At 67.2% G+C, this 13,147-nt stretch carries 12 protein-coding genes; 7 read left to right on the top strand and 5 right to left on the bottom strand.

Going from position 1 to position 13,147, the window contains the following annotated elements; genetic code table 11:
- Window positions 1-231: 231 nt before the first annotated feature.
- Both ACIBO8_RS12350 and mca read right to left on the bottom strand, forming a co-directional pair.
- Window positions 232-525 (bottom strand): hypothetical protein, encoded by a 294-nt coding sequence (locus ACIBO8_RS12350; RefSeq protein ID WP_396115629.1) that lies wholly within the window; start codon window positions 523-525, stop codon window positions 232-234.
- A 1,028-nt stretch (window positions 526-1,553) separates the two neighbouring features.
- Window positions 1,554-2,435, bottom strand: coding sequence for a mycothiol conjugate amidase Mca (gene mca / locus ACIBO8_RS12345; RefSeq protein ID WP_396115215.1), 882 nt, complete (start codon window positions 2,433-2,435; stop codon window positions 1,554-1,556).
- 213 nt (window positions 2,436-2,648) lie between these two features.
- On the opposite strand from mca, the gene ACIBO8_RS12340 reads away from it, so the two are divergent.
- Window positions 2,649-2,966, top strand: a complete 318-nt coding sequence (locus ACIBO8_RS12340) for a DUF4307 domain-containing protein (RefSeq protein WP_396115214.1) — start codon at window positions 2,649-2,651, stop codon at window positions 2,964-2,966.
- A gap of 277 nt (window positions 2,967-3,243) precedes the next feature.
- Window positions 3,244-3,738 (top strand): transcription elongation factor GreA, encoded by a 495-nt coding sequence (gene greA / locus ACIBO8_RS12335; protein ID WP_396115213.1) that lies wholly within the window; start codon window positions 3,244-3,246, stop codon window positions 3,736-3,738.
- A gap of 313 nt (window positions 3,739-4,051) precedes the next feature.
- Here greA and ilvA read toward each other — a convergent pair whose 3' ends face one another.
- From ilvA to ACIBO8_RS12320, 3 genes are read right to left on the bottom strand one after another with little or no spacing between them, the layout of a single operon-like run.
- Window positions 4,052-5,275, bottom strand: a complete 1,224-nt coding sequence (gene ilvA / locus ACIBO8_RS12330; protein ID WP_396115212.1) for a threonine ammonia-lyase — start codon at window positions 5,273-5,275, stop codon at window positions 4,052-4,054.
- A 21-nt stretch (window positions 5,276-5,296) separates the two neighbouring features.
- Complete coding sequence (locus ACIBO8_RS12325; protein WP_396115211.1) at window positions 5,297-6,664, bottom strand: amidase; 1,368 nt, start codon at window positions 6,662-6,664, stop codon at window positions 5,297-5,299.
- Window positions 6,665-6,702: 38 nt separating this feature from the next.
- Window positions 6,703-7,854, bottom strand: coding sequence for a cystathionine gamma-synthase (locus ACIBO8_RS12320; RefSeq protein WP_396115210.1), 1,152 nt, complete (start codon window positions 7,852-7,854; stop codon window positions 6,703-6,705).
- A gap of 24 nt (window positions 7,855-7,878) precedes the next feature.
- Here ACIBO8_RS12320 and ACIBO8_RS12315 point away from each other — a divergent pair, with 24 nt between their 5' ends.
- The 5 genes from ACIBO8_RS12315 to ACIBO8_RS12295 all read left to right on the top strand — a co-directional run bounded on the left by ACIBO8_RS12315 (window position 7,879) and on the right by ACIBO8_RS12295 (window position 12,845).
- Window positions 7,879-8,292 carry an HIT family protein gene (locus tag ACIBO8_RS12315; RefSeq protein WP_396115209.1) on the top strand — a complete coding sequence of 138 codons (414 nt, stop codon included), beginning with the start codon at window positions 7,879-7,881 and terminating at the stop codon, window positions 8,290-8,292.
- 48 nt (window positions 8,293-8,340) lie between these two features.
- Entirely contained in the window at window positions 8,341-9,009 is a 669-nt protein-coding gene (gene msrA, locus ACIBO8_RS12310; protein WP_396115208.1) for a peptide-methionine (S)-S-oxide reductase MsrA, read from the top strand.
- A 185-nt stretch (window positions 9,010-9,194) separates the two neighbouring features.
- Window positions 9,195-9,422 (top strand): hypothetical protein, encoded by a 228-nt coding sequence (locus ACIBO8_RS12305; protein WP_396115207.1) that lies wholly within the window; start codon window positions 9,195-9,197, stop codon window positions 9,420-9,422.
- A 744-nt stretch (window positions 9,423-10,166) separates the two neighbouring features.
- Window positions 10,167-11,828 carry an AAA family ATPase gene (locus ACIBO8_RS12300; RefSeq protein WP_396115206.1) on the top strand — a complete coding sequence of 554 codons (1,662 nt, stop codon included), beginning with the start codon at window positions 10,167-10,169 and terminating at the stop codon, window positions 11,826-11,828.
- Between the two features lie 579 nt (window positions 11,829-12,407).
- Window positions 12,408-12,845: a hypothetical protein gene (locus ACIBO8_RS12295; protein WP_396115205.1), complete on the top strand. Its 438-nt coding sequence runs from the start codon at window positions 12,408-12,410 to the stop codon at window positions 12,843-12,845.
- Window positions 12,846-13,147: the final 302 nt, after the last annotated feature.

The following is a 13,147-nucleotide window of genomic DNA, read 5'->3' as shown; positions in this document are numbered from 1 at the left end:
GGAGAATGCACGTGCATCTGCAGCGGCGAAGGCCGGGGGCGGATGTTGGTCATCGACGGCCCCCTTTCCGCGCAGGGTCGAGGGACGTCAAGCCCCCCGGCGGAAGGCTAAGCCAAACCGGCGGAACGCAACAGGGGTTGACCCGGAAGCACTGTCGATGTTCGGACGGCGATCCGTCACCGCGGCGCCTTAATAAGGCAACTTGACAAAGTGGAAAGAAGCCCGCAGTAACTAGCCGCGCTCGCCCGATCCCGGCCGCTCCGCTGTGGAGTCGCCGTCGCCCGACCGCGTGACCTCGCCCTCCGTGGTGACACCGTCCTCATCGGACCGGAGACCGTCACCGGCAGGAATACCCGGAGTAACGTCGCTACGAGCAAGATCGGCATCCAGGCGGGCGATCTCCGCCTCCCGCGCCGCGTCCTTGGGATCGGCAAAACTGTCGGGAAGCCGACGCAACCGCTTGTTCATGTTGCGGATCAGCAAAACCGTGGCGACCGACATCAACACGATGATGAACAGCCCCATCGGCCCAGCCAGGCCGCCCGACCGGGTGTCTCCGAAGTTGTTGACCGCCACGAAAAAGTTCACCCGTCAAAGGTACGCCCACCGCCGCCCCGCCCGGCCACGGGATCCCGCACACCTCCCAATCCGCCGCCATCCGCGAGAAGGCCCTCGTCGGCTCCACCGCTCCGGCCAACCCATTTCGGTGACCGTGAGTAATGTCAGCATTGCTTGCAGTTAATCCTCTGAGCCGACAGAGCCATCGCCCACCGCACCAGTGGGGAACTCGACCATGCAGCGACGGCGGTCCACGCCCTCGAGCACCCGGCTGAACGCCGCCCCGCAGAGCTCGAGCCTCCCCGGCAGCACACCGCTCTACAGAGCTCCAGCCGTCCCGGCAGCACACCGCCCTGCAGAGCACCAGCCGTCCCGGCAGCACACCGCCCTGCAGAGCACCAGCCGTCCCGGCAGCACACCGCCCTACAGGGCCTGAGCCCTCCCGGCAGAATCCCGCCTCGCAGGACCGCAAGACGCCTCGTAGCGGCCAACGCGACGCGGGACGGAAGGAAGGACGGACGCGAGGCCGAAGGGCGGACGCACGCTTCACCGGGGCCGCCCCAGCCCGCGCTCGACGCAGAGGCCGCCGACACGGTCATGAGCCGCGATGCAACGCCGGATCGACCCGGCCCACCGTCCAGCGCCCGACCCACCGGTCCCGGCGGCACCAAGCCCAGGTCGACTCCTCCCGGCGGCGCCAAGCCCAGGTCGACTCCTCCCGGCGGCGCCCGGCTCGGGTCGACTCACCGCGGCGACGCCCGGCCCAGGTCGATTCGTCCCATCCGTGCCTGGGCACGTCGACACCCCGAAACCGTCGAGCCACCACCCAGAATCGCCTGCCCGCACGACGAGCGCCCGCAACACCGGGAGAGGCTCCGGCCAACAACGAAACGCCCCGCCGCGACTCGTCCGCGCAGCACGCCTTGATCAGGCGCACTGGACAGCCGCCCGCCCCACCCGCGAGAGGCGACCGGCCGACGCTCAGACTTTGAGCCTCAGCAAGCCTCGACGGACTCCCGGATCCCCGCGAACAGATCCGACTCCGGCACCGAGCTGTCCACCAGTGATCGCGCCAGCTCGAAGTCCTCCGTCGGCCATACCTTCTGCTGCAGTTCCAGCGGCACGTGGAACCAGAACCCGTCCGGATCCACCTGCGTGGCGTGGGCGCGCAGCGCGTTGTCGCGTACCTCGAAGTACTCCCCGCACTCCACCCGCGTGGTGATCTTGTCGCCGCGGTCCGGACGCTCCTGCGCCCGCTGGAGCCACTCCGTGTACGGCGATTCGAGGCCGGCCGCGAGCATGCCCTCGTGCAGCGCCAGCATGCGGGCGCGGCTCCAGCCCGAGTTGTAGTAGAGCTTCAGCGGTTGCCACGGCTCGCCCAGCTCCGGGTACTTCTCCGGGTCGCCGGCCGCCTCGAAGGCCACCACCGAGATCTTGTGGCACATGATGTGGTCGGGGTGCGGGTAGCCGCCGTTCTCGTCGTACGTCGTCATGACGTGCGGCTTGAACTCCCGGATCAGCTTGATGAGCGGGAGGGCACCCTCGGCGGGGTCGACCAGGCCGAAGCAGCCCTCGGGCAGCGGCGGCAGCGGGTCGCCCTCGGGCAGGCCGGAATCCACGAAGCCGAGCCAGGCCTGCTTGACGCCGAGGATCTCGCGGGCGAGGTCCATCTCCTTGCGGCGGATGTTGGCGATGTCCGCCAGCACTTCGGGCCGGTCCATCTTCGGGTTGAGCACGCTGCCGCGCTCGCCGCCGGTACACGTGGCGACCAGGACGTCGACGCCCTCCGCGACGTAGCGCGCCATGGAGGCCGCGCCCTTGCTGGATTCGTCGTCGGGGTGCGCGTGCACCGCCATGAGACGCAACTGCTCAGCCACTGATATCTCCCTCGACCGGACCTCGTTCAGCGGGCCCGGCTCCGGCTGCGAAGATGGACACGGCCATTCTGGCCGATGGCACCGACAGTTTTCGCAGGAGAGGTCCCCCTGGTGAGCGAGACGCGCGCCACAGCGCCGGTATTCCCGCCGGGTCGTTACGGCCGGCGGCGCGACGGCCGCCGACGCCTGGCGGGACCGATCATCGTCGGCATTGTGGTTGCGGTCGCGGCGGTGGCTCTGGCCGTACGCCTCTACCACCAATACGGCGACCCCGCCTACGACGCCCAGATAGTCCGATGGACCGGGGTGACCCAAACCCAGATCACGGTCGATTTCACGGTACGGATACCGCCCGGCGGAGTCGCCACCTGCAACCTCCGGGCGCGCGACTACGACGGCAACGTGGTCGGAACTCGGACAGTCACGGTACGGGCCGCCGACGGAAAGCCCACGATCGAGGTGTCGGAGGTCGTCCCGACCACCGCGAAGGCCTTCGTGGGCGAGGTTCTCGGCTGCCGCGCCCAAAGCTGACGCGCGGCGCCTCCGGGAGCGCCAGGTGGGCTCCACCTACAAAAGACGAGGTCAGAGGCTTGGACTTGGCCGCTACGGCCGCCGCTTGAGGTTGCCGAAGGTCCAGCAGCCGGCGGCGCCCGGGAAAAGTGTCGGACCCCCGGGATACAAAAGAACGGCCAAGGCGACCGCCACCTCGCGTATAACTCTGCGTCATCGCAAAACCGGACGTGAGTCCACCGCTGGTAAGCTTGGTGATTCGCTCCGTACGCCTGTCCCGCTGCAAGGAGAAGAGTCTGTGACCAGTTCCGAAGCGTCGAAGACCTGGCTCTCCCAGGACGCTTACGACCGGCTGCAGGCCGAGCTCGACGAGTTGATCGCAGCCCGGCCGGCCATCGCCGCCGAGATCAACGCCCGCCGCGAGGAGGGCGACCTGCGGGAGAACGGGGGCTACCACGCCGCCCGTGAGGAGCAGGGCAAGCAGGAAGGCCGCATCCTCTACTTGAAGGAGTTCCTCCGCAACGCCGAGGTCGGCGAGGCCCCGACGGCCGACAAGGTCGCCCCCGGCATGGTGGTGACGATCTACTTCGACGAGGACAAGACCGACACGGAGAAGTTCCTGCTCGGCTCCCGCGAGATCGCCTCGACCACCGACCTCACGGTGTACAGCCCGGAGTCGGCCCTCGGCGTAGCGATCCTGGGCGCCGGCAAGGGCCAGACCGTGACCTACACCGCCCCCAGCGGCGCGGACATCAAGGTCACCGTCGTGGACTTCTCACCCTTCGGCGCCTGACCCACCCCGCAACGGCCGGCGCGCATCGAGCGTGCCGGCCGTCCGGACCACAACGGCCCCGACAAACCCCGGCGTTCCCCCGGCAGCCGGACGACCCGGGCGAATGTGGTCGTCGGCGAACCCCGACGACCCCTGGACGGCATGCGGCTCGTCCGGGAAGGCGCCGCCCAGAACCGGCCCGACACGGAAGCGCTCAGCAGGCAGCCACCCAAGCTGCCCACAGGACCGGCGCGCGGGCCACGCCGCCCGCCAACAGGACCCGAACGCGGGCCACGCCGGCCGCTCGCGCGAACGGCAGGGCAAGCGCCGACGCTCAGGGCGTCCCGGACAGCAGGGTCACCGCGTACCCGGAATTGCGGAGCGCCCCGATCAGCGTTGCCGAGTGGTCCGGGCCTCGCGTCTCCACCGAGAGCTGCACCTCCACCTGCCCGAAGCTCAACCGCGGATTGTGCCGGGAGTGCAGCACATCCACGATGTTCGCCCGATGCCCGGCGATCTCGGTCAGCAGCCGGGCCAGCTCGCCCGGCTGATCTCCCGTCTGGACCGACAGGCGCAGGAAGCGTCCCGCCGATGCCAAGCCGTGTTCGATCACCCGCATCAACAGCATCGGGTCGATGTTGCCGCCCGACAGGATGGCGACGACCGGTGATGTCACGTCGACCTTGCCGGTGAGCAGGGCTGCGACCGCCGCACCGCCGGCGGGTTCCACCACCATCTTGTGGCGTTCGAGCAGGGAGAGCAGGGCCGCCGACAGGTCTTCGTCGGTGACCGTGACCATGTCGTCGACGAGTTCGCTGACGTGGGAGAACGTGAGGTCGCCGGGGCGCATCACCGCGATGCCGTCCGCGATGGTTGCCGACTCCGTCAGCGTCACGGGGGCGCCCGCGGCCAGGGACGGGGGGTACGCCGCGGCGCCGCTGGCTTGGACGCCGATGATGCGTACGTCGGGCTTCAGGGCTTTGGCCGCGACCGCTACGCCCGAGATGAGGCCGCCGCCGCCGACCGCGGTGATGATCGTGCCGACGTCCGGGCATTGGTCGAGGATCTCCAGGCCTACCGTGCCCTGGCCGGCGATCACGTCGGGGTGGTCGAAGGGGTGGATGAGGATCGCGCCGGTCCGGTCGGCGTACTCGCGGGCCGCTCGGAGGGAGTCGTCGACCGTGTTGCCGGCGTACTCGATCGCGGCGCCGTAGCCCTTGGTGGCCGAGACCTTGGGGAGGGGGGCGTTCTGCGGCATGAAGACCGTGGCTTTGGCGCCCAGGAGGCCCGCCGCGAGCGCTACGCCCTGGGCGTGGTTGCCCGCGCTGGCGGCCACCACGCCGCGGGCCCGCTCGGCGTCCGAGAGGCGGGAGATCCGGGTGTACGCGCCGCGCACCTTGTACGAGCCGGCCCGCTGCTGGTTCTCGCACTTGAGCCAGGTTTCGACGCCCAGCGTGCGGGTCAGCGGCGCGGAGTGCTCGAGGGCCGTGGTGCGGACGACGCCGGTGAGCAGCGCCCGGGCGGCTTCGACGTCGGCGAGCGAAAGCAGGTCACTCATGGCTGTGATCGTGCCATCCGCTCACACGAACGCGTGGCGCGGCCAGGGATTGGCCACCTCGAGGAGGCCGGCGATCGAGAGCAGCAGCAGCTCGGAGTCGGGCGGCCCGACGAACTGGACGCCGACCGGGAGGCCGTCGGGGCGCAGGCCGATCGGCACCACGATCGCGGGCAGGCCGGCCATGTTCCAGGGGGCGGCGTACGGCGCGTACCGGATGTTGTCGAGGATGTTGCGGCGCCAGCGGCCGGCGGAGTGACCGTCGGCCGGCGGCGGGGTGGCCGCCAGCGCCGGGGTCAGCAGGACGTCGATCTTCCTGTCCTCGAAGAACTTGATGCTCTTCTCGCGCCAGCCGTCGCGCTGCTCCTGCCGGACCCAGCCGCGGTTCCAGGCGATCTTGCCCAGACGGACGTGCCGACGGGTACGCGGCTGCAGCGCCTTGAGGTCGATGCCGGCGGCGTCCGCCTCGCGGTAGGCCGACGCGAACCAGGTGAGCAGCCCGGCGAGGCCGACCGCCGTCGGGTACGCCGGCTCCGCGGTCACGGTGTCGTGGCCCGCGCCGACCAGGAGCTTGGCCGCTGTCGCCACGGCACCACGGTTCGGCTCGTCCGGGCGTACCCCTGCGACCGGGGAACGCAAGGAGACACCGACCCGCAGCTTGCCCGGCGGGGTGAGTTTCGCCGGTGCGCGCCCGGCCAGGACGCTGAAGCCGAGGGCGGCGTCGCCGACGGTCGTGGCCAGGATGCCGTGCTCGACGAGCCCGAGCCAGCCGTCCAGGCCCAGGTCGCACGGGATCACGTCGCGGCCGGGCTTGAGGCCGACCAGGCCGCAGCAGGCCGCGGGGATGCGGATCGAGCCGAGGCCGTCGTTGCCGTGGGCGATGGGGACCAGGCCGGCCGCGACCGCGGCGGCCGAGCCACCCGACGAGCCGCCGGGGGTACGGTCGAGCGACCACGGGTTACGGGTGGCGCCGTCCGGGCCGTCGGTCGTGCCCCACAGGCCCATCTCGGGCATCCGGGTGACGCCGACGACGACCGCGCCGGCGCCCCGCAGCCGGCGGACCACCTCGTGGTCCTCCTCGGCCACGGGGGTCCGGGCGGCCGCGGAGCCGTGCCAGGTCGGCAGGCCCGCGACCGGGGTGTTCTCCTTGACCGCCACGGGTACGCCGGCGAGCGGCAGGTTGGCCAGGTCCTCCTGCTCGTCCACCTTCTCGGCCTCGACGATCGCCTCCCCGCCGCGCACCACGCGGAACGCGGTGAGCGACGGTTCGGAGATCGCGATCTGCTCGAGGTGGTCGGCGACCACCTGGGTGGCGCTCGTGTCGCCGCGGCGGACCGCCCGGGAGATCTGCTTCGCCGTGGCACCCACCCACGTGGTCGCCAGGTTGTCCATGGCCCGTCTCCGCCTGTCTACTGTGTCTATAAAGCGCCTCAGCCGAGCGCCTGCTCGAGATCCGCGAGCAGATCGTCAACGGTTTCGATGCCGACAGACAGTCGCACGAGATCGGCGGGGACTTCAAGCGGTGAGCCCGCGGCGCTGAGGTGTGTCATCTGGCCGGGGTGCTCGATCAGCGACTCGACGCCGCCGAGCGACTCGGCGAGGACGAAGAGTTTCGTCCGGTTACAGACCTCGATGGCCTGCTCGGGACCGCCCTTGGTGCGGAAGGAGATCATCCCGCCGAAGCGCGACATCTGCTTGGCGGCGGTCTCGTGTCCGGGATGCGACTCGAGGCCCGGATAGAGGACCCGGCCGACCTTCGCGTGGGTCTCGAGGTAGGCCACGATCCGCTCGGCGTTGTCGCAGTGCCGGTCCATCCGTACGCCGAGAGTCTTGATCCCGCGCAGCGTCAGCCACGCGTCGAACGGCCCGTTGACCGCGCCCATCGCGTTCTGGTGGAACGCGAGCTGCTCGCCGAGGTCCACGTCGGCCGTGACCAGGGCGCCGCCGACGACGTCGGAGTGGCCGCCGAGGTACTTGGTCGTGGAATGGATCACGACGTCGGCGCCGAGGGCGATCGGCTGCTGCAGGTACGGCGACGCGAACGTGTTGTCCACGGCCAGCATGGCGTCGTACTCGTGGGCCAGGCCGGCCAGCGCGGGGATGTCCGCGATGTTGAGCAGCGGGTTGGTCGGCGTCTCGGCCCAGATCAGCCGGGTGTGGCCGGGACGGAACGCCGCCCGGACCGCGTCGAGGTCGTTCAGCGCCACCGCGGTCCAGTCCAGGCCCCAGTTCTCGGCGACCTTGCTGAAGAGGCGGTACGTGCCGCCGTACGCGTCGTCCGGGATCACCACGTGGTCGCCGGGGCGGCAGACCGTGCGCAGCAACGTGTCCTCGGCGGCGAGCCCGCTGGCGAAGGCGAGACCGCGCCGGCCGCCCTCGATCGCGGCGAGGCATTCCTGCAGGGCGTCGCGGGTCGGGTTGCCCGAGCGGCTGTACTCGTAGCCCAGCCGGGGCGCACCGACGGCGTCCTGGGCGTACGTGCTGGTCTGGTAGATCGGCGGCACCACGGCACCCGTCCGCGGGTCGGGATCCTGCCCGGCGTGGATGGCCAGTGTGTCGAAGCCGTACTCGTTACCCGTCATGAGGGGCAAGGCTAGTCTGCGCTGATGGCCGACTGCCTCTTCTGCGGGATAGTGGCGGGCGCCGTTCCCGCATTCAAGGTCGTGGACAGCCCCGACGGCGTCGGCTTCCTCGACATCCGGCCCGTGTTCAAGGGCCACGTGCTGGTGGTGCCGCGACCGCACGTACCCGAATTGACCGCTCTTGAAAAGGATCTCCTGCCCGGATTCTTCGCGCTGGTGCAGCGGGTAGCCGCCGCTGTCCCCTCCGCGACCGGGGCAAAAGGAACATTCGTCGCGATGAACAACGTCGTGTCGCAATCGGTCCCCCATCTGCATGCCCACGTCGTACCCCGGACGAAGGGCGACGGCCTGCGCGGGTTCTTCTGGCCGCGGCACAAGTACGACTCGGACGACGAGGCGGCTGCCTACGCTTCCCGTATCGGCGACGCGCTCGGGTAAGGAACCCCGGGTGGATGGTGTTACACCCGGCGGACGAAGGGAGACACCGTGTTCCTGCGGTACAAGAAGCTCGAGCTGCCCACCCCCGACCAGGCCGCCCCCGGCCGCCTCATCGAGATGCCGGTGGCCGACAAGCACACGGTGCTCGGAACCCCGCTGAAGGGCCCCTGGCCGGCCGGCCTCGAGACGGCCGTGTTCGGCATGGGCTGCTTCTGGGGCGCCGAGCGCATCTTCTGGCGCCTGCCGGGCGTGTACTCCACCTCCGTGGGTTACGCGGGCGGCTTCACCCGCAACCCGACGTACGAGGAGACGTGCTCGGGAACGACCGGGCACACCGAGGCCGTCCAGGTGGTCTACGACCCCGCGAAGATCAGCTACGAGGACCTGCTCAAGGCCTTCTGGGAGAACCACGACCCGACACAGGGCATGCGGCAGGGCAACGACGTCGGTACGCAGTACCGCTCGGCGATCTACACGACGACGTCGGAGCAGGAGCGGCTCGCTCAGGCGTCGCTTGACGCCTTCCAGCCGGTGGTGCGCAAGGCGGGCCACGGCACGATCACCACGGAGATCAAGCCGCTGGACGCGTTCTACTACGCGGAGGACTACCACCAGCAGTACCTGTCCGACAGCAAGAATCCGGGCGGCTACTGCAACCACGGCCCTACAGGACTCAAGTACTGTGCCCCCAACCTCGGGCTTGATAGCACACCCTGATGGCTGCAGAACGCCCCGACCAACGGCCGGGGCGTTCTGTCATCCCCTGCTCCGTATCAGGCCCGCCGAGCACGGACGGCGGCAAACCCGCGCGGCTGATCAGGTCATGGCGGGCATGCCCGGGTAAGTGTAAGGACTCGGCCTCCTTCTCCGGCCCGCTGGTACTTGCTGCGATCATCAAGTTCATGGGTGAGATCAACTTCGGGCTGTGTCCGCATTGCGGAAGCGCTGAGATCGTCTGTGTGCCGAGCAGCATGAACGACGGCTTCAACCGCAGTGGCATTGCGGTGAGCGCCTTGCGAGTGATCCCGTTTTCTCGCGTGATTTGCCTGCAGTGCGGGTTGGTCCGCGAGTGGATTACCGACCGTGTCCACCTGGACCTTCTGCGCAAGAAGTTCGGCCCCAAGCGGTGAGCTCAGTCGGCGCAGGGGCACCTCGCGCGTTCGCTCATCGGCATGTGAAAGCACTCCGCGCTTAACCGACTCAGTCGAACTCTCGACGTGCTCCCTCTGGAAGGGTAACTGCATCTTGCACCTACAGGGCTTAAGTACTGTGCCCCTAACCTCGGCCTCGACAGCACGCCATGACAACGACGAACGCCCCGACCTACCCGGTCGGGGCGTTCCACTATCTCATTGCTAGCTAGGTCCGATCGGCGCACCGAGCACGGACGGCGGCATGAGAGTGCGCTCGTGGATAGCACCTTTTGTCGTCTACTCTGCACCGAGTGTTCGGCCACGACGAGATGGTTCGGCTGTACGGGCCATGGAAGGCCCGCACTCCACGGGACGCTGCCGCGTTGTTCGAGGGTTACTGCGGCCGCTGGTGGGTCGCCGGCGGGTGGGCCATCGGGGCGTTCACGAACTTTCCACGTAGGCACGACGACCTGGATCCCAGCATCCCGTGCTCCGAGGTGGCAGCGTTACGCCAGCACCTCTCCGGGCGGTTTGACGTCTGGGCGGCTGACGATGGCGCCCTTCGCCCCTCGTCGGCCAGAACAACCCGCGACCGAACTTCACCACCCACGCGAGCTCTAAGCGCCAAGCTCCTTGGCAGAGAATTCAGTCCAGCCGTATCCGTACTGGGCTTCGGTCGTTGATGTTGCAGTTCAATTCTCAGAGTTGGTCGGCTAGTCGCATGGTAGCTATTGTGCAACCATGACGAGCAACTCCACTGCGGCGGCGCCCCCGGCTGCATCCACCGCGCTTTTTATGTGGAACATACCGAGCCTAGAGCCAGGCGCTTCTGTAGCCTTAGCGGCCGAAGCTGGTCGCACAACAATGATCCTCGGGGCAAATGGATCTGGCAAGTCTGCACTCGGCCTTTGGCTTGACACCAAAGCGACTGGAACCAAGGTTAAGCGACTGATCGCTCACCGCAAATTGTGGTTCGAGAACGCCGGTCCAAATATCACCCCCGCTCGCCGAGATAGCGCCGCGGCGAACATTAAGACGTGGAACATGCAAGAGAATTCGCGCTATCTGGACCACGCAGCGGATTTGCGGTCTGAAATCGTTCTGTTCGACTTATTGTCAACGATCAATTACCGCAACAGCAACCTTGCTGCATTGCACGACAGCGGCGCATCGCACGATGAGATTGCTATGCAGGTGGAGCCTTCGCCGCTTACTCTGCTAAACGGAATTCTCGCTCGGTCTGGGCTCGATATCCAGCTTGCGCTAACCGCCACCTCTACGTTCAGCGTCGTCAAATCGAACACAGGCCCAGAATATCCCATCTTCATGATGTCGGACGGAGAGAAAAGCGCCGTCCTACTAGCGGCTGAAGTGCTATCGGCGGAAGAGGGCAGCATCCTCATAATTGACGAGCCGGAACGTCACGTGCACCGTCGCATCTCGGCATCACTGATCGCAGCCGTGATTGCATCGCGCCCCGATTGTTCCTTCATTGTCCTCACACACGATTTGGAACTCGCGTCGGCATTGCCCGCTTCGGAAACTCAAGTCTATGTGCTGGGCACTTGCAAATGGCTGGACACCACACCTATCGGGTGGAGCCTGGCCAGGGCCGACCTATCGGAGACCCTTCCCGAGGCGGCACGAAGGGAGATTCTTGGCGGGCGTCGCCAGATCCTCTTTGTCGAGGGCGAGCGACAAAGCCTCGATGTGAGCCTCTACAGGATTCTTTTCCCGGACTGGACTCCGACCCCGTCGGGAAGCTGCGACCACGTAATCAGATCCGTCACTGGCCTTACCTCGAATGAGAATCTACATTGGGTTCACGCCAAAGGAATCGTAGACGGAGACGGCAGATCAACTGACGAAATTCGAACCCTCGCCAATAAGGGCATCCTTGTCTTGCCGGTGAGCGAAATTGAGAGCTTGTATTACGGGAGCGAGGCCATCGAGGCGATGGCAGAGCAACAGAGCGCCGCACTCGGAGTCCCAAAAGACGACATGGTGAGAAAGGCAACTGAGGACGCTTTAGCTTCCGTGCGACAGAGTGGGATCCCCGAACACCTGGCGGCCTCTATCGCAGTCAAGGAAATCGGCCGGAAAGTGTTCGACGGCCTACCTGACAAGAATGGCCTGATCGGCGGGATAGATCCAATCTCAGTCGCCATGCCATCCCCCTATCCCGCCCTGCTAAGCCGCATTAACTCTCTCCTCGCCGCAGGTGACCTTGACGGGCTGGTTCAGCTGGCACCGATACGCGACACACCCATGAGAGGAAGGATTGCAAGGGCTTTGAGATACCTATCGGTTGACGACTACCAGTCAGCGGTCCGCACTCGGCTAGAGTCGGACCTCCAGCTTGTACAAAAGCTGAGAGACAAGGTCGGAGCACTTCCGAATTAAATCGCCTCTTCGCAGCACCATGTTGGCTCGACAACACGTCCTGACAACGACGAACTCCCCGACCAGGTTAAGGTCGGGGAGTTCCGCTCTTCGCCTGCTAGGCGACCCTGCGGCCGGGATAAGAACGAGCAGACGGGGCGGTGGAGAGCTCCACAGCAAGTTTGAAGATCGCCGCGACTTTCTCAAGGACGTCGGCGTCCTCGATAGTCGGGGCCAGCCCCTGTTCTGCCCTCGATCGCGTCACCATCGCTCGGATTTGATCGATGTTGGCCGGCACTCGCGCCGTGTTCGTCGGGCGACCTTGATCGACAAGCGCCAGCGGCCGAGAGGTCGCTTCCTCGCTGAAACATTGGGGCGTTCGGCTGACGATCGAGTCCGCTTCTGCGGCGGTCTCTATGGTGCTGTCGACGGCCCTGAGTCGCACGGTGACGGCCTCCCGGTGCTGCGTTGCGGATGGGGGCGAGGATGGAGGGGTCGATGTCTCTGCGGGCCCCTGCGCGGCCCGCTGAGAGCCGCGCTGAGCCAAGATCTCCACTTCCCTGGGGGTTCGCATCCGGCCGGAATCCTCCGGCATCCTGCATGTTGCAGTGGAAGGCGGAGAGGGAGCGAAGGTTCGGCGGCGTTGTAGGCGCGCCGTTGACCGAGGACGGCATGGAGCGCTTGCTAGTCCAGTTTTTCGAAGAACCCAGCGAGCGCCTCGCGAAGCTAGTGGGCCGACTCGACGAGATCACGACGCAGGCTGCCAAGACAGGACAGATCACCACCGATAACGTCGCAGAACTACGCTTGGTCGTTGGCATGCTGAAGGAAACTGATTCGTACCGCCTGGCCGAGTCGGCAAGAGCGCTGGGAGAGGCCGCCGACATCTATTCAGCGCTGAATCTTGGCAAGGCTGCGGGCCGTCTGGCCGAAGCGGCAGACGTCCTCGGCTCCATGGACCTTGGAGCGAAGGCTCAGGCGCTTCACAGTGCCGCCGAACAGTTGCGCTACAGCACCCGCAACCTGCCGGAGTACTAGCGCCTGTCGGCGGACAGGAAGAGGCGGGCGCTCTAGGGTCACATATCTAGAGGCTTGTCCCAAACGGGATGACCTGCCCGGTGGGCGTCGCCCGTACCGACTGACCAGCGGATAAGGCACCCCGGCGAGGGGACAGCGACGAGCGCGTCAGTCGCCGTCCCCTCGTTTGCACTCCGTGATCGCCTGCGTAAGGCCGTGCATCGTCGGCGGGGATCCGGGCAGGTGATCATCCGGAACTGCTGGTTTCCCGCGGGATCTGCCTGCAGTGCGGGTTGGTCCGGGAGTGGATAACCGACCGTGCG

Source organism: Actinoplanes sp. NPDC049681 (assembly GCF_044465265.1).
Lineage (GTDB): Bacteria > Actinomycetota > Actinomycetes > Mycobacteriales > Micromonosporaceae > Actinoplanes.
This window is presented reverse-complemented; position numbering and strand designations above follow the sequence as displayed.

Excerpts from the sequence above, each read along its gene's own strand:
- ACIBO8_RS12350 (WP_396115629.1), bottom strand. The coding sequence starts at position 525 with ATGGGGCTGTTCATCATCGTGTTGATGTCGGTCGCCACGGTTTTGCTG.
- ilvA (WP_396115212.1), bottom strand. The coding sequence starts at position 5,275 with ATGAGTGACCTGCTTTCGCTCGCCGACGTCGAAGCCGCCCGGGCGCTG.
- ACIBO8_RS12325 (WP_396115211.1), bottom strand. The coding sequence starts at position 6,664 with ATGGACAACCTGGCGACCACGTGGGTGGGTGCCACGGCGAAGCAGATC.
- ACIBO8_RS12320 (WP_396115210.1), bottom strand. The coding sequence starts at position 7,854 with ATGACGGGTAACGAGTACGGCTTCGACACACTGGCCATCCACGCCGGG.
- ACIBO8_RS12315 (WP_396115209.1), top strand. The coding sequence starts at position 7,879 with ATGGCCGACTGCCTCTTCTGCGGGATAGTGGCGGGCGCCGTTCCCGCA.
- ACIBO8_RS12305 (WP_396115207.1), top strand. The coding sequence starts at position 9,195 with ATGGGTGAGATCAACTTCGGGCTGTGTCCGCATTGCGGAAGCGCTGAG.
- ACIBO8_RS12300 (WP_396115206.1), top strand. The coding sequence starts at position 10,167 with ATGACGAGCAACTCCACTGCGGCGGCGCCCCCGGCTGCATCCACCGCG.
- ACIBO8_RS12295 (WP_396115205.1), top strand. The coding sequence starts at position 12,408 with ATGTTGCAGTGGAAGGCGGAGAGGGAGCGAAGGTTCGGCGGCGTTGTA.